The following is a 19,474-nucleotide window of genomic DNA, read 5'->3' as shown; positions in this document are numbered from 1 at the left end:
CTAACGGCGTGAACGGCAGAGTTGTTCGATCAGGTTGATCAACGCATCATGGGCCACGGGCTTGCTGACATGGGTGTCAAAGCCTGAATCAGCGGACTTTTTCTGGTCATTGCCGGCACCGTAGCCGGTCAGGGCAATGGCCGGAACCTCGCGCAGATGGCCGATCTTGCGCAGCTTCTGCATCAGCTCATGGCCGTTCATTTTCGGCATGCCGATGTCCGAGATAATCACGTCATAGCGGGCGTCACGGGCGGTCGCGAGGGCATTTTGCGGATCGCTGAATGCGCTGACCTGGGCACCTTCCATTTCCAGCAGCATATTCAGCACTTCAAGCACCTCCGCGGAGTCGTCTACCAGCAATACCTTGATGCCGTTCAGGCGTTCATCCTCGGCCTGGGTGTCGCCGGTGTTCGGCAAGTGATCCTGGCGTGCGCTCAGCGGCAACCGGATCGAGAAGGTGCAGCCAAAGCCCAAGCCTTTGGAGTGAACACTCACCAAACCGTCGTGTGCTTCCACCAGCTGGCGCACCAGCGACAGGCCAATCCCCAGGCCCTCGCGTTGATGGGTCTGATGCTGGTTTTCCGCCTGCCCGAACAGGTCGAAGATTTTTTCCAGGCTGTCGTCGGCGAGCCCGGCGCCGCTGTCGATGACGTCCAGTTGCGCGTGCCCGTTCGAGCGGCTGAGCACCAGTTGCACCTGGCCATCCTGTGGGGTGAACTTCAGCGCATTGTTGACCAGGTTCCAGATCACTTGCTCGATGCGCGTCGGATCGGCGTCGATGATCAACGCACCAGGTTCCGACGGCGTCTGCAGGGTGACCTGGCGATGATGCCCGTCGGCAAGCACCACGCTGTGGATGTCCTGCAGTGTGCGAATCAGGTCGACCGGTTGTTTTTTCAGCTTGAGCTTGCCGGTACGAACCCGCGCCATATCCAGCAGATCATCGATGATCCGCGCCTGGCTCGACACCGCTTCGCAAATGGTTTCCACAGCCCTGACCGCCGGGGCCGCAGTCTTGGTGGCGGGCAAGCGTCGCAGCAACTCGGCGTTCAACTGGATCAGGTTCAACGGGTGTTTGAGTTCGTGGGACATCACCGCGAAAAATTCATCCTTGAGATGACTGTTGGTCTGGGTTTCCCTCAACCGCTGACTCTGTTCATCCTGGGTGCGTTTGTGGCCGGTGAGGTCGCGGGCGATCTTGACGTAGCCCTGCAGGCTGGCGCTCTTGAGCAGGGTGACTTCACCGCTGCAATAGAACCGGCTGCCATCCTTGCGCACGTGCCAGCGTTCATCTTCGCCGCGCCCATGTTCGCGGGCGGCGCGCAGTTCGCTCTCGGGTATGCCGGCGGAGCGGTCTTCCGGTGAGAAAACCAGGTCGTAATAAGCACCCAGCACTTCGTCCTTGGTGTAGCCGAAGATCAGTTCGGCACCGGTGTTCCAATCGGTGATGGCGCCATGGTCATTCAAAATGATAATGGCAAAATCATGGGTGCTCTCGGCGACCAGGCGCATGCGCTCTTCACCCAGGCGCAGTTCCTCTTCGGCCTGGCGCCGCTTGGTGATATCGATAAACGTCAGTACGGTGCCGTCGATATGGTCTTCGCTGGAGCGGTAGGGCAGCAAGCGCGCAATGTACCAGCGCCCGTCCTTGCTGCTGATTTCCCGCTCGATGATGCTCAGCGATTCAAAGACGGTCGTCGCATCCTCGGTCATCTGCGGGTAATCGAGGCGGTGCGTGATGTCCATCAGCGAGCGCCCGGTGTCCACCGGCAACATGCTGAAAAGATCAGTGGCCCGCGGCGTGAACCAGCGGATGCGCATGTTGCGGTCGACGAACACCGTGGCGATGTCGGTGGAGGCAATCAGGTTGGTCAGGTAGTCGTTGACCTTGTCCGTCTCTTCGACCTTGGTCTTGAGCTCATAATTGACCGTCAACAACTCTTCATTGATCGATTGCAGCTCTTCCTTGCTGGTTTCCAGCTCCTCGGTGGCCGAGCGCAGTTCTTCGTTGATCGCCTGCATCTCCTCGTTGGAGGCCTTGAGTTCCTCGCTGGAGACTTCGGCCTGCTCGATGGTGTCCTGCAAGTGCAGCTTGGTGCGTTGCAGTTCGCGCTCCAGGGTGCTCATGAGCTGGTTTTCAGCATGGCTGATGGTGTCGGCCTCGGACTGCTGCGGGTCGACTTCGGTTTCCTGGAACATCACCAGCACATAGTCGTTTTCGGTGGCGTCATCGCGGTAGGGGCGGGCGCTGATGTCCACCAGGTAAGTGCCCTGTTCGCGTTGGATGCGGACCTTGCGCGAGGTCACGGCGATATTCGATTGCTGGGCCTGGAACAGTGTGGTGCGGATATCCAGGCGCAGATCGGGATGCACCAGCGCCAGGAGATTGTGGGTGATTTCCCCGGCCACATAGCGCAGGAACCGTCCCGCGCCTTCGCTCATATGCAGGATATCGGCGTGGATGTCGACAATCACGCTGGGCGGCGCGGCCTTGGCCAGGGCGCGCAGGTGGATATCGTTGAACGAGACCTTGTTGGGGGGCGGCGCGACGGCGGCGGTGGTCGGGGCGTTCGGGCGCAGATAGCCACCGCGCGGCATGGTGGGCGCGCGGCGCACCGCGGAGGAGCCGGCGCGCACACGAAAGATGCGGTTGCGCTTGTCCACCGGCACAAACAGGTCCAGGCAGCCATCGGCCGACTCCGACGAACCCAGGAACAGGTAGCCACCGGGGCGCAGCGCAAAGTGGAACAGTTGCAGGATGTCGCGCTGCACTTCACGGTCCAGGTAGATCAACAGGTTGCGGCACACGATCAAATCGATCTGCGAGAACGGCGGGTCCGCCAGCAGGCTGTGCTTGGCGAACAGCACCTTTTCGCGAATCTCCTTGCGCACCCGGTAGTGCTGGTTTTTCTCCTTGGCGAAGTACTGGCGCAGGCGTGACGGCGGCACGTCCGTGATGATCGCTTCGGGATACACACCGTTGCGCCCATGGGTAATGGCGCGCTCATCGATATCGGTGGCAAATATCTGCATCTTCGCGCTGCTGGCCTCCAGCGCCAACTGCTCGGCGACCAGCATCGCGAGGCTGTAGGCCTCCTCGCCGGTGGAACAGCCGGCCGACCACACGCGCACTTCCTCGCGGTGCGGCACGCTGTCTTCCAGGGACTTGACCAGGTTGGGAATCACATCCCGCTCAAGCGCTTCGAAGGCCTCGCGGTCGCGGAAGAAATTGGTCACCCCGATCAGCATATCGCCGAGCAATGCCTTGGTTTCTTCCGGATGCCCTTGCAGGTAGGTGTAGTAGGTGGCCAGGTCCGGTTGGGCGGTGACCTGCAAGCGCCGCTCGATCCGGCGCAGCACGGTGGCGCGTTTGTAGTGCTTGAAGTCGTGCCCGGTGCTGGCGCGCAGTTGGACCAGGATGTCGAGCAACAATTGCTCGGCCACCGCCGCATCGCGTTCGGTGGCGGGCGGGGTGGTACGGATCTCGGGGTCATTGGCCGTGGGCAGGATGATCGACTGGGCGTTGCGCCACAGCTCCAGCAATTTCTGTGGCATCTCCACCACGGGCAGGACCAGGTCGACCATCTGGGTTTCCAGCGCTGCCAGGGGCATGCCGTCGTACTCGGCGTCTTCCGGTGTTTGCACCAGGGTGATGCCGCCTTGCTCCTTGATGCGTGAAAGGCCCACCGCGCCGTCGGAGCCGGTACCGGAGAGGACCAGGCAAAACGCCCGCTCTTTGTGGGTGTCTGCCAGGTCGCGAAAAAACAGGTCGATGGCCACATGCGAACCGCCCTCGCGCACCGAGGGCGATACAGACAGATAGCCATCATTCATCTTCAACAGCTGTGCAGGCGAAATGACATACACCTGATTCTTTTCAATCGGCAGGGTGCTATTGACCTGCACGACCGGCATGCCGGTCGACTCCTGGATGATCTTGTCCGCCACGCTCTGATGATCGGGGGACAGGTGCAGGATCACCACGAACGCCATGCCACAGTCTTTGGGCATGTGCTCAAAAAAGGCTTTCACCGCTTGCAGCCCGCCTGCCGACGCGCCAATACCTACCACCGGAAAGCTCAGGTGACTGGGGGGCAGTTCCTTGCGTTGCGGAACGTTGGGGGACCGCAGGGGGGCAGACTTCATAAATACCAACCTTGGTTAACTGCGCACGAGAGAGCGTGTAGAGGGGACGAATTCCAGCGAGGGGTGAGGGCTGAACGAAAAGCGAAATATAGCTGAAAACCTGCGAATGACAGAATCCCTTCAGTCCACTCGAAGGCCCTCGCGTGGACCTTTACCTTTCGGTTGAGGCGAAGTTGAGCGCGAAGGTTTATTCAATCGGACGAGTGGTGCGGTCATAGCCGCACGGATATACACATATCGAATGCAACTTCGAACCTGTGGCGAGGGAGCTTGCTCCCGCGACGGCTTGGGGGCAGACGACTATCTGCCTGACACCCCCGCTACCTAAATGTGATCTACATAACTTTTAAGAATTGAAAATCCTCCTTGTGGTGAGCGGATAGTTACTTGCGCATGGCGCGTCGAATGCGCATCCAGTCTCGATAAGCGGCAGTGCGTTGCGCGTCCGCGAGTTTCTTGGCTTCGAGGAAGCGCGCCCAGGTCACCGGATCGCCGCTGTAGGACTCGATGATCTTGTAGGCTTGTGCGTCCAGTCGATCGGCCTCAAAGAACATTTCGGTGTTTTGCGCGATCTCTTCATCCCATGTCTGTCTTGTTGTGTAACCCAGGATGTGGCTGTTCATGGTGTCAGGCCTCCGCCCACTCGATCTCTGCGGCGCTGCTCCAGCGCACGTCCGTAATGCCGTATTTTTCCGCCATGGGTTTGGACACACGCTTGAAGGTGTGTTGCCCAAACCTGGGGATGACCGCTACGCCGGCATCGCAGCCGGCCCAATGCCATGCCTCGGCATTGTTCATCTGCGCCGCACGCACGACGAACGACTTTTGTTCGCCGTGGAGTTGGTACCGAATTGTAAATAAACCGTTGTGTTTCATGAGGCCTCCTTGTGCTCATGAACTAAAGATTTAGGGCGTCAGAAAAGATTCAAAAAATTGTCCGACAACGCGATAACGGGTATCGAGCGCCTCAGTCGTCCACGGTGAATGTCACCCAGCCCGGCCCGTCCTGAGGGCGTTGAATCTCGGCGATGATGCCGCTGACGGACGTGCCATCCGGCAGGTTGACCGTGACGAAGTTTGGGTTGCCGGGCCAGTCGAGTGGCGCGTGGAAATCCAGGCGGGCAATGGTGGGTTTGCCGCTGCTGGTCAGTTGGATATCGACTGATTCATTCAGGCGTTCATCCGATGGCGTGCCCAGATGGCGTGATGCGGTGATGACAGTGGCGTTACCTTGATAGTCGTAAGACATGCTGGTTTACCTCTCAGTAAAAGGGGGCGGTTGCCCCAGCGTGTGGTTCGTTTGCTTGTTACGGGCTCCTACGCTCGATGACCCGGTGGCGTCATCAGTGCTGATGGGGCGTTTCGGTCGGATCAGCGATCTGGATGACATTGCCTTGGCGCCATGCATCCGCACCGGGCGCGATAGCTGGCGCGCGGATATCGACACGGGCGCGCTTCTTCTCGCGGCTGTCGATGCCCAGTCGCTGATCGCGTTCGGCGACCATGCGCGCGTCAGCCTGACCATCGGCGGTAAACCCCATCATCAACTGGGGCACACCCAGCGGCAGGCGTTTGTGCAGGTCGGTATGCCAGGTGTGCCAGGTCTTGCCATAGGTGTGCACCAGCTTTTCCATCAGGGCATGTTCGGCCACCTCGGGAATGTCCGGCGCGACCAGTTGCCCGGATTTCACCTCATGCACGTGGCTGTGCCACAACGCCTTTTCAGGGGCGGGCAAAGTGTTGAACAGCTGCTCGCTGATGATGTACTCCACGCCCATCAACTTGGCGTCCTTGCGGTTGCCGTCGTAGATCACGCACTGGATCACCTCTTCGTTGAGGATGGCGCAATAGTGATGCGCCTCCATTTGCACATCGGGATGGCCGTTGTAGAAGTGAAAGCCGTCCAGATAAGCGTTCAACGCCTCGATGGGCGGACGCGATTGGAGCAGCCCGGCGCCAGCGTCGAGCGCGCGCGTGGTCGGCGAAGTGGGGGTGCCGGGCGCCACGACATTCGAAACGGAGTTATTGCCGGCGCAGGCTGTCAGAAAAGTAACGGCCACCGTCAGGCAGAGCGATTGGAGGGTGGTTTCCCGGTTGGCTTGTTTCATTGCTGGGGTCCTTCCATGGTCGTTTTCGGGGCGGCGCTTGCCGGGTTCAGGCATGCAAGTACTTAGAAGGCCCGGCCAAACGGGCGTTCAATCGGATGTCAAAGATGCAGGAGGTAAACCATGTCCGTAGCGGCTTCCACCGTCGACTATCTGAAACGCAACCAGTTGGTGCTGACGACTGCCGAGTCCTGTACGGCCGGTAAGATCGTCACGCTGCTTTCGCAAGTCGAGGGCAGTGGGTCAATGATTGAAAGTGGCTACGTCGTGTACTCGCCAGAGGCCAAGCAACGCTTGCTGGGCGTGCGCGCCGGTACGATCGAGACGTTCAACCTCACCAGTTGCGAGGTGGTGTGCGAGATGGCCAGGGGCGCGTTACGCGACAGCCCCGCCGATGTGGCGGTGGCCACCAGCGGCATCCTCGGCCCCGAGGATGTCGATGGCATACCGGCGGGGACGATCTGTTTTGCCTGGGCCTATCGCACCGACCGAGGGCTCAGTGTGTTCAGTCGAAAGGAGCGTTTCATGGGCGCGCGTGAGGACGTTCAACTGGCCGCGTCGGTGCATGCCTTGAAATGGCTGCCGCATTTTCACCAGCGTGCGCTGGCGGGCGAGCAGGCTTAGCGCTGGACGAGCGGGGCGGCGCCGATGGCCGCGGCGCTGTCTACTGAGCGGACTGCCATGTCCACTGCCCACCGTCTTTCTCGCAATCGATTTTGGCCTGTTTGAGGTCCTGCGCCGCATAGTGGTAGGTCACCATACGAGCGTTGCCGGGAAGCACGGCGCCTGTGTGCCCCGGGGCCTTGGCGGTGGCATGCGGGTTGGCAAGTGCTTCCTGGGTCAATGTGGCCTTGCAACTGGCCGCGTAGTCGCCGGGGCATTGGGCAACCCGGCTTTTTTGCGTGATCAGCATGTCTTTTTGTTCGTTGCTGCACGACCAGTCGATGGCTTCGGAGGGCATGCCTTCGTAGGCATAACAGGTGTGTTGTTCAACCATCGGCACCTGGTCACTCTGGGTGCGGGTGTAGACATCACACGCCGCCGCCAAGGCGGTCGAAGAGGCAGAGGCGGTCATCAAAAATATCAGCAGGCGCAGGTTCATGATCGTTATCTCCATGCGGCTTACGCAGGGCTCCTGGGTAACGAGCCATCCCCCATCAAGGCTAGCTCACCACTGCGTGTCGTAAATACTGGCAACCTGATAGCGGCGTAGAGGCGGTTTATTAATTTTAATAAAAACTTTTATTGACTAAAGAATATTGCCCGGTTAATTATTGCTGCGCATCTGCTCGCATGCAGAGTCATTTCCAGGGTTATGCCATGGGTCAGAAAATCACGCCGTCACTGGCCAGTCTGTACGTCCAGACCGCCGAGTCGTTATCCGCGCCGCGCTTGGCACCGTCACTCATGCAGGGCTTTCCGGCAGCGCCGCAACACCGCGTCACATGGAGCAACTGGATGCGTTCGCCCTTCAGCCAATGGGGCTTTCGTAACCTGGCGCGTCTGCGTCCCACCATCGACGTGCAGGCGGGCGCGATGCCTGTGGCTGCGCTCAAGCACGTCCCGACAGCACTGGACGCACTGTATTTCGACAGCGAGTGCGGGTTGAGCATCAGCGTCATCGATCATCTGGTGGCCAGCCAGACCGACGCTTTTTTGGTGATGCGGGGTGACACGGTGCTGTTCGAGCGCTACTTCAACGGGCAGCGCGCCTGTGACCGCCACATCATGTTCTCGGTGACCAAGTCGTTGATCGGCACCCTGGGCGAACAACTGGTCACCCAAGGCGTGCTCAGGCCCGAGTTGCCGGCCGCGTACTACGTGCCCGAACTGGTGGGCAGCGCGTTTGGCGATGCCACGGTGCGCCAACTGTTCGACATGGCGGTGGGCATCGAGTACAGCGAGGTGTATGACGACCCCAACTCGGAGAGTTCCCAGTACGGTTACGCCTGCGGCTTTCAACCGGCACCGGCGCAATACGCCCAGTTCGAATCGTTGTACGCGTATTTGCCGTCGCTCAAGAAGCGCGGCGACCACGGTGGTTTTTTCCATTACGTGACGGCCACCACCGAAGCCCTGGCGTGGGTGATGGAGCGTGCTTCGGGCAAGGCCTGCAGCGCGATGCTGGAGGAGATCTGGGCGCGCCTGGGCTGCGAGCGCGACGGCCATTTCATGGCCGATCCCTGGGGGCGCAATGTGGCCGGGGCCGGCTTCAGCGCGACCTTGCGAGACATGGCGCGTTTTGGCCGGCTGCTGGCCAGCGATGGCTGTCACGATGGGGTCGAGCTGCTGTCTCGCGAGACCGTGGCACGTATCGCCGCCGGTGCCGACCCCGCGGTCTACGCGCAAAATACCGAGTTCTCCAGCTGGACGCCGGGTGCGTCCTATCGAAGCCAGTGGTACGTGTTCAACGACCACAGCCAGGCGTTGATGGCCGGCGGCATTCATGGCCAGTACCTGTTCATCGACAAGCCGTCGGGCGTAGTGATCGTCAAGCAATCCTCGCTGACCGACGCGGTCAGCCCGTTCGATGGCGACAGCGTGCGCATGCTGCGCGCCATCGCCGACCACCTGAGCCACTGACACACCTAAAACAATAAGCGTCTTGCGTTCTATTCACCTGGCCTGGCCAGGTGTTGGCGGCGCGCTGCGTCGCCATTGACTGCCCTGTAACAACAATAATTCCACAGGAGCTTCTTATGGTTTTCACCAAGCGTTTCTCTCGAGCGCTCTTAGCGCTCGGCTTACCCTTGACCACCCATGTCGCGTGGGCGGGCTATACCTTTGAGGACGGTAACCTCAAGGGTGAAGTCAATCTCACGGCAGGCGGTGCAACCTTATCCACGCGCGGCGTCAACTTCGGTCGCGGCCGGGTCGATGCGCGCAACGGAAAAAATGGCGGAACCCGGATCGACTGGCAAGAGTTCTACGTAAAACCGGGCGTCAAGCTCGAGTATGCGGTGCAACCCGATTTCAGTCTGCTGGCCGGCGGGTCGCTGGTGGCTGCCACCACGTTCGGCGACGGCGATGCGGGCGGCTTTACCCGCAGCTCCGATGGCAAGGTCGCGGCCGAGGAACTCTATGGCGGTTTTCGCGCCGGCGAATGGACGTTCACCGCCGGGCGCCAGAACTACATGATCGGTACGGGCTTCATTGTCATGGACGGTAACCTCGACCAGTTCAAAGACGCCGCTTACTGGCTGGGTCCGCGCACAGCCTTCGAGGACTCGGCGATCCTGGCCTGGAACCACGGCGCGCTGAAATCGCAGGTCTTCACCTTGCGCACCGATGATGACCTGGGCGATTTCCGCATGACCGGCGTCAACCTCGATTACACCCTTGATGACCAGGTAACGCTGGGCGCCATGGCTCTGAAGGTCAACGCCCTGGGGCCCAAGGGCAGCACGCTGCCGCGGCGTCGCGACGGCATGCAGGTGTACAACCTGCGGGCGCTCAATGCCAAGGTGCCCGGTGTCCAGGCCCTGACGTTGAATGCCGAGTACGCACTGGAGCGCGGCAGCGGCGAGGGGGTCGACTATGATGCCAACGCCTGGTACGGCCAGGCCGACTATGCCTTCAGCGCATTGCCGCTGACGCCTGTCATCGGTTATCGCTACGCGAGTTTTTCCGGTGACGACAACCTGGCGGATAACCGTCAGAAAGCCTGGGACCCACTGAGCAAAGGCTTCGTCGATTGGAGCACGTGGCTGGTCGGTGATGTGGTCGGCAATTACCTGCTGTTCAACAGCAACGAAAACGTCCAGCAGTTCTCACTCAAGACCCACCTCAACGAAACCCTGACTCTCGGCGCGATTCACTACCAGTTCTGGCTGGATGAGAAGAACTACATGGGCGCGGCGGTCAATGATCGGCGGTTTGCCGATGAGAGCGTGATATTCCTCGACTGGACGCCAACGCCGTCGTTCTATAGCTCGCTTTCCTATAACTGGGTCAAGCCACTGGCGGCTGCCAGGCAGGTGTTCGGCAACGACCAGAAGTTCAGTGCGCTGGAGCTGTATTTCACCTATCGCTATTAAGTGCTGCGAGCCATCGCGGCCGCGCTGGAGTGTTTGATCATGAATGGTTTTTTGCGCAACACCTTGCTGGGCACGCTTGCTTCATTGTTGATCAGCGGTTTTTGCCTGGCCGAAGAACGCACCGTACGCATCTACAACTGGATCGAGTACCTGCCCCCTGACGTGCTCAAGAGCTTCCAGGAAGAAACCGGCATTCGCCCGATTTACGATGTGTTCGACAGTGCCGAGACCATGGAGTCCAAGCTGCTGACCGGCAACTCCGGGTATGACGTGGTGTTCCCCGGCACCGCCAACCTGGGGCACCTGATCACGGCCGGCGCCGTGCAGCCGCTGGACCGCAAGCAATTGCCGAACTGGCAGCACCTGGACCCGCCATTCATGCAATCGCTGGAGGCGGTGGGCGACACCGGCAACCGTTATGCCGCGCCTTACCTGTGGGGCACCACGCTGATCGGCTACAACGTCGACAAGGTGCGCAAGGCCCTGGGCCCCGACGTGCAGATAGACAGCTGGGACATCATTTTCAAGGAAGAAAACCTCGCCAAGCTCGCCAGCTGCGGCGTGGGCTTTCTCGATGCCGGCAACGAAATCCTGCCGATTGCCCTGCACTACAAGGGCCTGGACCCCAACAGCCAGAAACGCGAGGACTACCCCCAGGCCCAAGCCTTGATGATGAAGATCCGCCCCTACATCACCTACTTCAACTCGTCGCGCTACGGCATGGACCTGGCCAACGGTGATATCTGTGTCGGCGTGGGCTGGTCCGGCGGTGTTGCCCTGGCCACACGCCTGGCCGATGCCGCCGGCAAGGGCGTCAAGGTCGAAATGGCCCTGCCCAGGGAAGGCGCGCCGATGTGGTCGGATGTGATGATGATCCCGGCCAATGCGCCGGACCTGGCCGAAGCCCACGTGTTCATCAATTACATCCTGCGTCCGGACGTGATTGCCCGCATCAGCAACCAGATCGGCTACCCCAACCCGAACAAGGACGCCACCGCGTTGGTGGACGCCAGTATCCGCAACAATCCGAACATGTATGTGCCGGATGCGGCGCGCAAGACGCTGTTCGCGCTGGAGCCGGTGCCAGCCGCCGTGGAGCGTATCCGCAACCGCACCTGGACGGCGATCAAGACTAACCGTTGAGCAGTATGGCCCGGTGCATGCGCGCCGGGCCTGGAGTTGCACCATGACTGAACCTTTGGACTTGATGGCCGTGGCGCCCAACTTGCAGCGCGTGCTGACCTTGCGCGTTGCGATAGGGCCGGGCGTGATGCTGGGAGACAGCGTCGACGGAGTGCGCTGCAATTACCCGATTGTGGGTGGGACATTCGAAGGGGTCGGTGTCAGCGGCCAGGTGCTGGCGGGCGGTGAGGATCTGTTTCTTTTGCGCCCTGACGGCGTGGGTCAGTTGGACGCGCGTTACAGCCTCAGAACGGATCAGGACGAACTGATCAACCTGCGTAACCGGGGGCTGCTGAACATGACGGAGTATGGTCGCCAGCTGGAGCGCGAGGGGCAATGGCCGATTCCCGAGGCGGAGTATCGCTGCACGTGCACGCCGGTGTTTCAGGTGCCCAAGGGGCGGTTGGATTGGCTGAGTCGTGCCAGTTTCATCGGGCTGGTGCAGTACCCCAGCGCCGATCAGGTGGTGATTCGGTGTTATCGGTTTTACTGAGTGTTGAGGCATGGGCGCGAGTACATAGCCATTGGGCTACATAGGTCGCGCGCTTCAGGGGAGAGTTGGTTGCGCATAGCAGGCGCCGCACCCTGGCGAGGCTGCGTCGGTGGTCTATCAGGCCTGCATCCCATAAAACAGCAACTCAGTGATACGCCGAACCTGCAACGAGTGCGCCTCGATATCCGGCTGCTCCTGATTCACCAGCCTGAACAGTTGCAAGTGTGAGTAGTCGTTCAACAGGAACGCGGCCAATTCCACATCCAGTTGCGGGCGCAGTTTGCCGGCCTCTTGCAGCTCCCTGAGCAGTTGGCTGATTTCGGCCCTGAGCGCATCGTTCATGGCCCGGTAGCCTGCGGGCAGTTCGTTGCTGCCGCCGAACAGGATCAACGGCAGCAGCTCGCGCCATAAGTTGGGGTGCATGACCTCCAGAGCGTAACCGGTCAACAGCCGCTCCAAATGGCACATTGCCTCGACCGGATCTTCAATGTTCTTGATCAGGCTGCGGGTGTCGGTGATGGCGCGCTGATCGGCGTGGTGCAGAATTTCCAGAATGATTTCCTGCTTGTTGCCGAAGTACTTGAACACCGTGGGCGGTGACACGCCGGCCTGGCTGGCGATCTGTTCGATGGTGGTGTTCTGGAAGCCCTGGCGCTCGAACAGTTCGATGGCTGCCTGGCTGATGGCTTGCCGTCGCTCGGCTTTCTGACGTTCACGCAGTCCGCTCACGGGGAGGTCCTTGTCACAAGGTGGGGGGCGTTCGTCGCCCCGTTATCCCTGCAAAATACTTAATTGGATAAAGCTTTTAAAGCGCTGATTTCCAGGCACGGCATTTGCGCCCGAACATTTAAGGGGTTTGCCGCTGGTGTTTCTTCAATCGATAGGCAAATTGAGCCCGGCTGAGCCCCACCAGCCGGGCGGCGGCGGCCAGGTTGCCGGCGTTGCGTTGCAGCGCTTCGTTGATCAGGCGTGATTCAAGGCCCTCGATGGAAAACCCCTGGTCCAACTGGCCAAGGGTGTCCAGCAGGGCAGGGCGCACCACCGCTGCGGTGTTTGACAAGCTGCCCTGGTCGTCCAGGCTGTACGCGTCCGTCGGCAGCGGCTCATTACGAAACAGGTGCACCAGGTCGATGGCCTGGCCTTCGTCACTGGCGATCAAGCCGCGCTCGATCAGGTTCTGCAGTTCGCGCACATTGCCTGCGAAGTCGTAGCGCAGCAGGACTTTCAAGGCCCGCATGGTCAGCCCGGCGGGCGTGCGCGCATAGTCCTGGCAGAAGCGCGTGAGGAACGCGTTGATCAACAGCGGAATGTCATCCCGGCGCTCGCGCAGGGGGGGCAGGGCGATGGGGTAGACATTCAGCCGGTAGAACAGGTCCTCGCGAAACGTGCCATCCGCCACCGCTTTGCGCAGATCGATATTGGTCGCCGCCGCCACCCGCACATCCACCTGGATGCCGCGCACGCCCCCCACGCGCTCGATTTCGCGCTCCTGCAACGCCCGCAGCAGTTTGCTTTGCCCCGCCAGGCTGAGGCTGGTGATTTCATCCAGAAACAGCGTGCCGCCCTGGGCTCGCTCGAAACGCCCGGGGCGTGAGTGCGTCGCGCCGGTGTAGGCGCCACGCTCGACACCGAACAGTTCGGCCTCGATCAGGTTGTCGGGGATGGCCGCGCAATTGAGCGCTACAAACGGGCCGTCACGACGGGCGCTGAGCTGATGCAACTGGCGGGCGAACATTTCCTTGCCCACGCCGGACTCACCACTGATCAATACGGTGGCGGGTGTGCGTGCAACGCGTTGCAGGGCCTGCATCGCCGCGTTGAACGCCGCACTGGCGCCCACCAACGGGTGTGGCTCGCTGATGCCGGCACGGCTGGCGGCCGGGCTGTCAGGCGTGGGCGCCGCGACGGTATGGCTGACGGCTTGGGACACGTTCAGGTAACGCAGGTCCTGTTCGACATCGCCCCATTGCTCGACGGTCTTGCCGATCACCCGGCAACTGCCGTGGCCCATGCCCCGGCATTGCACCTCACGGAAAATCACCAGTTGCCCGAACAGGCCACTGACGAAACCGATGGCATAACCGGTTTCGGTCCAGCACACCGGGTCCTGGCCAATGCCGTAGGCGCCCACATGCTCATCGGCTTCGCACGAGTGGTGCCAGAGAAACTCGCCTTCATAGAACCCCGAGTCGGCATCGAACTTGAAGTGCAGCGGTTCGACCTTGGTCATGCCCTCCAGCGTGTGCAGGTGCGTGCCGGCGCGAAACACAGCGGCGGCGTCCGCCTGCGGCCAGCGTTCACGGATCAGCCGGGCGTCGCGCGCGCCGGAAGCGTAACCGGTGCGTGTGAACAGGCCGCGTGCCTGCTCAAGCCCCAGGCGCTCGATGACTTCCCTGCGCAGGGCGCCGAAGGAGGAACTGTGCAGCAGCAGCATGCGTTGGTCGTTGAGCCAGATGCGCCCGTCTTCGGGAGAGAAGAACAGGCAGTCAGTCAGCTCAGCGGGCGTAGGCGAGCTGCTGTCGTTGAGGTGGCGGCTGTCGCCACGCGGATGATAGTGCGCGGTGCTCGCCCGGTCGTCGGGCAACGCGCTGTGGGGATTAGTCATTGTTATGCCCCTGCAGAGCTGATGAACGATATGAGTAACTGCTCAGATAGTTATTAAACATAACCTTCTCAATTGAACAAGTGCCCGGCCCGGGTTTTCGTCGGCGTGCTGCCTTGCGGTTTGCGCCTGGCTGTACGCAAGCCGCGAAACAGACGCCTCGGCGCTACGCGTGCGGTGTGTTCGCGGCAAGCGGCACAGCCTTTGCTCTAGGTGTTGTGCGGCGTTTGCGCACTGCGCGAGCGGATGACAATTACAAGAACCGGGAGTTGCCATGTCAGTGTCTGAAACAACCCACCTGCTCCAACCCTCCCTTGAGGCCGAATGCGTGTTCAACGGCGATTGGGTACCGGCTTCAGGCCAGGTCATCGGCGTGATCGAACCGGCCACCGGCGAGCCGATGATGCGCTGTGCCATGGCCGATGCGGCGGATGTCGCCATGGCCTGTCGCAGCGCGGCGCTGGCCCAGCCGGCCTGGGCCGCAATGGGGCCACGGGAACGTGCGCAGGTGTTTCGCAAGGCGGCTGAATGTGCCGAGCGGGCGTTCGATGAGTTGGCGCTGTATGTCGCCAGGGAAACCGGCGGGGCGCTGTTCAAGGGCGCCCATGAAGTACGCGAGGCGATTGTATTGCTGCACCAGGCGGCCGGCATGTTATCCGAGCCCCACGGCGTGGTGCTGCCCAGTGCGGCCGGGCGCCTGTCGTATGCGCGGCGCCAGCCCCACGGTGTGGTCGGCGTGATCTCACCGTTCAATTTCCCGCTGGTATTGTCGATGCGCTCGGTGGCGCCGGCCTTGGCCGCGGGCAATGCGGTGGTGCTCAAGCCCGACCCGCAAACCCCGGTCAGCGGCGGCTTTCTGATTGCGCGGTTGTTCGAAGAGGCGGGCTTGCCCAAGGGCCTGCTGCACGTGTTGCCGGGGGCGGCGCCGGCGGGTGAAGCGCTGTGCCGCGATCCCAATGTGCGCATGATCGCGTTCACCGGCTCCACGGCCGCCGGGCGCAAGGTCGCCGAAGTGGCCGGGCGCAACCTGAAAAAAGTCGCGCTGGAGCTGGGCGGCAAGAACCCACTGATTGTCCTGGAGGACGCTGACCTGGACCTGGCGGCCAGCAATGCGGCCTGGGGCGCCTGGTTGCACCAGGGGCAAATCTGCATGGCCACCGGCTTGATCTTTGCCCATCACACCATCGCCGCCGCGCTCACGCGCAAGCTGGTCGACAAGGCCCGCGCGCTGACCGTCGGCAATGCGGCGCGGGGTGAGGCGGCGCTCGGCCCGCTGATCAACAAGCGCCAGCTGGAGCGCGTACACGCCATCGTCCATGACAGCGTGCAGGCCGGCGCGCGCATTGAAGTCGGCGGCGAGTACGACCGCCTGTTCTATCGGCCGACCGTCCTCAGCGGGGTGCGCCCAGGCATGCGCGCCTTCGATGAGGAAATGTTCGGGCCGGTGGCGACGGTGGTCAGTTTTGCCACCGACGAGGAGGCCATCGAGCTGGCCAACCTCACCGAATACGGCTTGTCGGCCGCGATCATCTCGCCTTCCATCGGCCGCGCCATGGCCATCGGTGAGCGGCTTGACTGCGGCATGTTGCACATCAACGACCAGACCGTGGCCGATGAATGCAGCAACCCCTTCGGCGGGCGCGGCGCCTCGGGCAATGGCGGCAGCGTGGGCGGCCCGGCGGACTGGGACGAATACACCCAATGGCAATGGGTCACGGTCAAGGACACCCCGCCGACCTATCCCTTCTGAGCCTCGGCTCATCGCAATGAACGGCGTGTGCCTATACAACAATAAGAGGGCTTGAACATGAATCTGTACAACAAAACCCTGGTGGTGACGGGTGTCGCTTCGGGCATTGGTGCCGAAGTTGCGCAGTTGGCGCGTTTTCAGGGCGCCAGGGTGATCGGTGTCGATCGCCATGAACCGCAACTGACCCTGGACGGTTTTTTCCACGCCGACCTGGGCGACCCTGCCAGCATCGATGCCCTGGTGGCTCGCTTGCCGGCGCGGGTCGATGTGCTCTGCAACATTGCCGGCGTGCCCGGTACCGCACCGGTGCAGACGGTCGCCGAGGTCAACTACCTGGGGCTGCGCCATTTCACTCAGGCGCTGCTGCCACGCATGCCGGTGGGCGGCAGCATCGTCAATGTCGCCTCGATTCTCGGCGCGCAGTGGCCGCAACGGCTGGCGCAGCACAAGGCGTTGGCGACCACTGAAAGCTATAGCGCCGGGCAGCAATGGCTCAAGGATCATCCGGTCGAACAGGCTACCTGCTACCAGTACTTCAAGGAGGCGCTGATTGTCTGGAGCTTTGCGCAATCCCAGGCCTGGTTTCGCGACCATGGTGTGCGCATCAACTGCGTCGCGCCGGGGCCGGTGTTCACGCCGATTCTGGGCGATTTCATCAGCATGCTCGGCCCTGAGCGCGTGGCCCAGGACGGCCAGCGCATGACCCGTCCGGCCATGGCCGACGAGGTGGCGGCGGTGATTGCCTTCCTGTGTTCGGACGCGTCGCGCTGGGTCAATGGCGTCAACCTGCCGGTGGATGGCGGGTTGGCGGCCACCTACGTGTAGGCGCTGCAACCGCCTTAAGCCCCGGCGCGGATGCACCGCGCCGGGGGTCTTGAACAACAACAAAAATACAGGACACACAAGATGCTCAAGCCTATCTTGCGCACGGTCGCGGCCACGACGTTTGTCGCACTGTCATCGACCGCCTACGCCTACGACTTGCCCGGCCTCAACCTGGGCAGCACCAGTTTCTATGATGGCTCGCCAGCGCCTGCCGGGCCCGGTTGGTACCTGGAGGAATACCTGACGTACTCCCGCGCCAGTCGCTTCAACGATGCCCACGGCAACAAGCTGGCGCTGCCCAGGCAGGACGTGGAGGTGGTGGCGCCGACCACGCAGATCATCTATGTCGGCCAACCCCTGGCCAACGGCGCGATGCCAGGCATTACCCTGATCAATACGTCGCTGGCCCATGTGGATGTCGATGACGGTCTGGGCAACGCGGCGCTGAGTTCCCGCGCGGGGTTCGGCGACCTGACCGTCGGGCCTTTCCTGCAACTGCCGACCCTGAGCCGCGCTGACGGCAGCCCGTTGCTGACCCAGCGCGTCGAGGCCGATATAACGGTGCCGGTGGGTGCCTATGACCGCAATCGCTCGATCAACCCCGGCAGCAACTTCTGGTCATTCAACCCGTATTACGCGGCCACCTACTGGTTCAACCCCACGTGGTCGGCGAGCGGACGTTTCATGTACCTGTGGAATGGCAAGAACGATGACCCGGCGGCCGGCTTCGGTGATGTTTCCAGCACCCAGGCCGGCCAGGCCTTGCACGCCAACCTGACGCTGCAATATGCCGTGAGCCAGCAACTGAGCGTGGGGTTGAATGGCTACTGGCTGAAGCAGATCACCGACACCAAGGTCGATGGCAGCGCGGTAAGCGGGCGTCGCGAAAAGGTCTGGGCCATCGGCCCAGGCCTGGTCTACGCGTTCAACAAGGAAAACGTGCTGTCGGTGAACGCCTACTTTGAGCAGCAGGCGCAAAACCGCACCCAGGGCGACAAACTGGTGCTCAACTGGCTGCACCAGTTCTAGACGCCGGCGTACCGGGCAGGTCCAGTGGCGCCGTACGCACCATCACGCTGATGATGGTGAGTGCGGCGATCACCAGACCGGGTGAGGTCGCCAGCAGCACGCCCGTGGTGCCGGCGCCTGCTGCCAGCAGTTGCCCGGCGGCCAGCGGCCCGGCCACCGAGCCCAGTCGGCCGATGGCGACGGCCGCACCCACGCCGGTGGCACGCACCGCGACGGGATAAGCGGGTGGGGCGCTGGCATACAGCACCAATTGCGCGGCCAAAATGAACAATCCCGCGGCGAAACCAAAGATGGCCATGGGCACGATGCCCTCCGACAGCCCGACACCGGCCAGTGCGGCCAGCAACCCGGCGTACACGAACAGCACCACTTTGAGCGCGTTGCAACGGTCCAGCAGTACGCCACCGAGCAGCGAACCCAGGGCCCCGCCGATATTGAACAGCATCTGCACCAGGCCCGCCTGGGGTTTGCTGAAGCCTTGTTCCAGCAACAGCGACGGCAGCCAATTGAGCAGCATGTACATCACGGTCAGGGTGAAGAAATAACTGAGCCACAACGCCAGTGTGGTGCGTGCGCGACCGTCGCCGAACAAGGCCTGGCGGGTAGAGGCACGGGCGCCGGACGTGGTTTGCGACTGTTGGCGAAAGGCGCTGGATTCCGGCAGCAGCACGATCATCAACGGCACGGCCAGCAAGGGTGCCAGGCCACCGATGATAAAGGTGGTCTGCCAGTGTTCACTGGAAAACATCGCCACCACGGCGGCCAATGCGCCCCCCAGCGGCACGCCGCAGTACATGACGCTGATGGCGGTGCCGCGATTGCGCTCGCTGACCGCCTCGGCGCACAGCGCGATCAGGTTTGGCAGCGCGGCGCCCAGGCCCAGGCCGGTGAGGAAGCGCACCAGCAACAGGCTCGCATAGCTGTCGACAAACGCGGTGCTCAGGGAGAACAACCCGAACAGCAGCACCGCCAGCACCAGGATTTTTTTGCGCCCGATACGGTCGGCGATCCAGCCGCCGAAGAACGCCCCAGGCAACAGGCCGATGATGCCGACGCTGAACACCCAGCCCAGCATTTTCGGGTCGAGGGCAAAGCTGTGGCGCAACCCTGCGGCGGTGGTGCCGGCGGCCTGCAGGTCGAAACCTTCGATCAGCGCAACGATAAAGCACAAAGCGATGGTCAGCGTCGAACGACGCGATGGACTGTTCATGGGCAAACCTCATTGTTGTTTTTGTTGTCGTGGTGAGCCGTAAGGCGGCTGGAAATCAAGATAACAAATATAACTATAAAAAGAAGGGCGACGGC

Annotated in this window: 17 protein-coding genes; 8 read left to right on the top strand and 9 right to left on the bottom strand. The window is 61.9% G+C overall.

The genetic code is table 11. The features are described 5' to 3' along the window. From V6M90_RS02555 to V6M90_RS02535, 5 genes are all read right to left on the bottom strand, one after another. Positions 1 to 4,146 (bottom strand): CheR family methyltransferase, encoded by a 4,146-nt coding sequence (locus V6M90_RS02555; protein ID WP_332846027.1) that lies wholly within the window; start codon positions 4,144 to 4,146, stop codon positions 1 to 3. A 383-nt stretch (positions 4,147 to 4,529) separates the two neighbouring features. Then, entirely contained in the window at positions 4,530 to 4,769 is a 240-nt protein-coding gene (locus V6M90_RS02550; RefSeq protein WP_003174486.1) for a hypothetical protein, read from the bottom strand. 4 nt (positions 4,770 to 4,773) lie between these two features. Further along, a complete protein-coding gene (locus V6M90_RS02545) occupies positions 4,774 to 5,022 on the bottom strand; it encodes a DUF6555 family protein (RefSeq protein ID WP_141064138.1) in 249 nt (82 codons plus the stop codon). 91 nt (positions 5,023 to 5,113) lie between these two features. After that, complete coding sequence (locus V6M90_RS02540; protein ID WP_003174488.1) at positions 5,114 to 5,395, bottom strand: hypothetical protein; 282 nt, start codon at positions 5,393 to 5,395, stop codon at positions 5,114 to 5,116. A 94-nt stretch (positions 5,396 to 5,489) separates the two neighbouring features. Next, positions 5,490 to 6,254: an OBAP family protein gene (locus tag V6M90_RS02535; protein WP_332846026.1), complete on the bottom strand. Its 765-nt coding sequence runs from the start codon at positions 6,252 to 6,254 to the stop codon at positions 5,490 to 5,492. A 120-nt stretch (positions 6,255 to 6,374) separates the two neighbouring features. On the opposite strand from V6M90_RS02535, the gene V6M90_RS02530 reads away from it, so the two are divergent. Next, complete coding sequence (locus V6M90_RS02530; RefSeq protein WP_141064140.1) at positions 6,375 to 6,875, top strand: CinA family protein; 501 nt, start codon at positions 6,375 to 6,377, stop codon at positions 6,873 to 6,875. Positions 6,876 to 6,915: 40 nt separating this feature from the next. On the opposite strand, the gene V6M90_RS02525 is transcribed toward V6M90_RS02530, so the two are convergent. Beyond that, complete coding sequence (locus tag V6M90_RS02525) at positions 6,916 to 7,353, bottom strand: hypothetical protein (protein WP_003173169.1); 438 nt, start codon at positions 7,351 to 7,353, stop codon at positions 6,916 to 6,918. Positions 7,354 to 7,571: 218 nt separating this feature from the next. Here V6M90_RS02525 and V6M90_RS02520 point away from each other — a divergent pair, with 218 nt between their 5' ends. The 4 genes from V6M90_RS02520 (at position 7,572) to V6M90_RS02505 (ending at position 11,963) form a co-directional block, all read left to right on the top strand. Next, the gene (locus V6M90_RS02520; RefSeq protein WP_305429164.1) at positions 7,572 to 8,834 is read left to right on the top strand and encodes a serine hydrolase domain-containing protein; all 1,263 of its coding nucleotides are present in this window, start codon (positions 7,572 to 7,574) and stop codon (positions 8,832 to 8,834) included. A gap of 116 nt (positions 8,835 to 8,950) precedes the next feature. Next, positions 8,951 to 10,288, top strand: a complete 1,338-nt coding sequence (locus V6M90_RS02515) for an alginate export family protein (protein WP_042944488.1) — start codon at positions 8,951 to 8,953, stop codon at positions 10,286 to 10,288. A gap of 39 nt (positions 10,289 to 10,327) precedes the next feature. After that, entirely contained in the window at positions 10,328 to 11,431 is a 1,104-nt protein-coding gene (locus V6M90_RS02510) for a polyamine ABC transporter substrate-binding protein (RefSeq protein ID WP_305429166.1), read from the top strand. A 43-nt stretch (positions 11,432 to 11,474) separates the two neighbouring features. Continuing rightward, on the top strand, positions 11,475 to 11,963 hold the full coding sequence (locus tag V6M90_RS02505) for a DUF3237 domain-containing protein (protein ID WP_141064144.1): 489 nt from the start codon (positions 11,475 to 11,477) through the stop codon (positions 11,961 to 11,963). A gap of 117 nt (positions 11,964 to 12,080) precedes the next feature. Here V6M90_RS02505 and V6M90_RS02500 read toward each other — a convergent pair whose 3' ends face one another. Both V6M90_RS02500 and V6M90_RS02495 read right to left on the bottom strand, forming a co-directional pair. Further along, positions 12,081 to 12,692 (bottom strand): TetR/AcrR family transcriptional regulator, encoded by a 612-nt coding sequence (locus V6M90_RS02500; protein WP_003173174.1) that lies wholly within the window; start codon positions 12,690 to 12,692, stop codon positions 12,081 to 12,083. A gap of 118 nt (positions 12,693 to 12,810) precedes the next feature. Continuing rightward, a complete protein-coding gene (locus V6M90_RS02495) occupies positions 12,811 to 14,568 on the bottom strand; it encodes a sigma 54-interacting transcriptional regulator (RefSeq protein ID WP_332846025.1) in 1,758 nt (585 codons plus the stop codon). A gap of 271 nt (positions 14,569 to 14,839) precedes the next feature. On the opposite strand from V6M90_RS02495, the gene V6M90_RS02490 reads away from it, so the two are divergent. From V6M90_RS02490 to V6M90_RS02480, 3 genes are all read left to right on the top strand, one after another. Next, complete coding sequence (locus V6M90_RS02490) at positions 14,840 to 16,315, top strand: benzaldehyde dehydrogenase (protein ID WP_332846024.1); 1,476 nt, start codon at positions 14,840 to 14,842, stop codon at positions 16,313 to 16,315. 57 nt (positions 16,316 to 16,372) lie between these two features. Next, the gene (locus tag V6M90_RS02485; protein ID WP_003173178.1) at positions 16,373 to 17,140 is read left to right on the top strand and encodes a coniferyl-alcohol dehydrogenase; all 768 of its coding nucleotides are present in this window, start codon (positions 16,373 to 16,375) and stop codon (positions 17,138 to 17,140) included. Between the two features lie 81 nt (positions 17,141 to 17,221). Next, positions 17,222 to 18,169, top strand: a complete 948-nt coding sequence (locus tag V6M90_RS02480) for a SphA family protein (protein WP_141064147.1) — start codon at positions 17,222 to 17,224, stop codon at positions 18,167 to 18,169. On the opposite strand, the gene mhpT is transcribed toward V6M90_RS02480, so the two are convergent. After that, positions 18,147 to 19,379, bottom strand: coding sequence for a 3-(3-hydroxy-phenyl)propionate transporter MhpT (gene mhpT / locus V6M90_RS02475; RefSeq protein ID WP_332846023.1), 1,233 nt, complete (start codon positions 19,377 to 19,379; stop codon positions 18,147 to 18,149). The genes V6M90_RS02480 and mhpT overlap by 23 nt on opposite strands. Positions 19,380 to 19,474: the final 95 nt, after the last annotated feature.

Source organism: Pseudomonas lactucae (assembly GCF_036688725.1).
Lineage (GTDB): Bacteria > Pseudomonadota > Gammaproteobacteria > Pseudomonadales > Pseudomonadaceae > Aquipseudomonas > Aquipseudomonas lactucae.
Note: the sequence above shows the minus strand (reverse complement) of the source record. Positions and strands in the feature narration are given on the sequence as shown.

Excerpts from the sequence above, each read along its gene's own strand:
- V6M90_RS02540 (WP_003174488.1), bottom strand. The coding sequence starts at position 5,395 with ATGTCTTACGACTATCAAGGTAACGCCACTGTCATCACCGCATCACGC.
- V6M90_RS02515 (WP_042944488.1), top strand. The coding sequence starts at position 8,951 with ATGGTTTTCACCAAGCGTTTCTCTCGAGCGCTCTTAGCGCTCGGCTTA.
- V6M90_RS02555 (WP_332846027.1), bottom strand. The coding sequence starts at position 4,146 with ATGAAGTCTGCCCCCCTGCGGTCCCCCAACGTTCCGCAACGCAAGGAA.
- V6M90_RS02525 (WP_003173169.1), bottom strand. The coding sequence starts at position 7,353 with ATGAACCTGCGCCTGCTGATATTTTTGATGACCGCCTCTGCCTCTTCG.
- V6M90_RS02490 (WP_332846024.1), top strand. The coding sequence starts at position 14,840 with ATGTCAGTGTCTGAAACAACCCACCTGCTCCAACCCTCCCTTGAGGCC.
- V6M90_RS02520 (WP_305429164.1), top strand. The coding sequence starts at position 7,572 with ATGGGTCAGAAAATCACGCCGTCACTGGCCAGTCTGTACGTCCAGACC.
- V6M90_RS02510 (WP_305429166.1), top strand. The coding sequence starts at position 10,328 with ATGAATGGTTTTTTGCGCAACACCTTGCTGGGCACGCTTGCTTCATTG.
- V6M90_RS02530 (WP_141064140.1), top strand. The coding sequence starts at position 6,375 with ATGTCCGTAGCGGCTTCCACCGTCGACTATCTGAAACGCAACCAGTTG.
- V6M90_RS02480 (WP_141064147.1), top strand. The coding sequence starts at position 17,222 with ATGCTCAAGCCTATCTTGCGCACGGTCGCGGCCACGACGTTTGTCGCA.
- mhpT (WP_332846023.1), bottom strand. The coding sequence starts at position 19,379 with ATGAACAGTCCATCGCGTCGTTCGACGCTGACCATCGCTTTGTGCTTT.
- V6M90_RS02550 (WP_003174486.1), bottom strand. The coding sequence starts at position 4,769 with ATGAACAGCCACATCCTGGGTTACACAACAAGACAGACATGGGATGAA.
- V6M90_RS02545 (WP_141064138.1), bottom strand. The coding sequence starts at position 5,022 with ATGAAACACAACGGTTTATTTACAATTCGGTACCAACTCCACGGCGAA.
- V6M90_RS02495 (WP_332846025.1), bottom strand. The coding sequence starts at position 14,568 with ATGACTAATCCCCACAGCGCGTTGCCCGACGACCGGGCGAGCACCGCG.
- V6M90_RS02505 (WP_141064144.1), top strand. The coding sequence starts at position 11,475 with ATGACTGAACCTTTGGACTTGATGGCCGTGGCGCCCAACTTGCAGCGC.
- V6M90_RS02485 (WP_003173178.1), top strand. The coding sequence starts at position 16,373 with ATGAATCTGTACAACAAAACCCTGGTGGTGACGGGTGTCGCTTCGGGC.
- V6M90_RS02535 (WP_332846026.1), bottom strand. The coding sequence starts at position 6,254 with ATGAAACAAGCCAACCGGGAAACCACCCTCCAATCGCTCTGCCTGACG.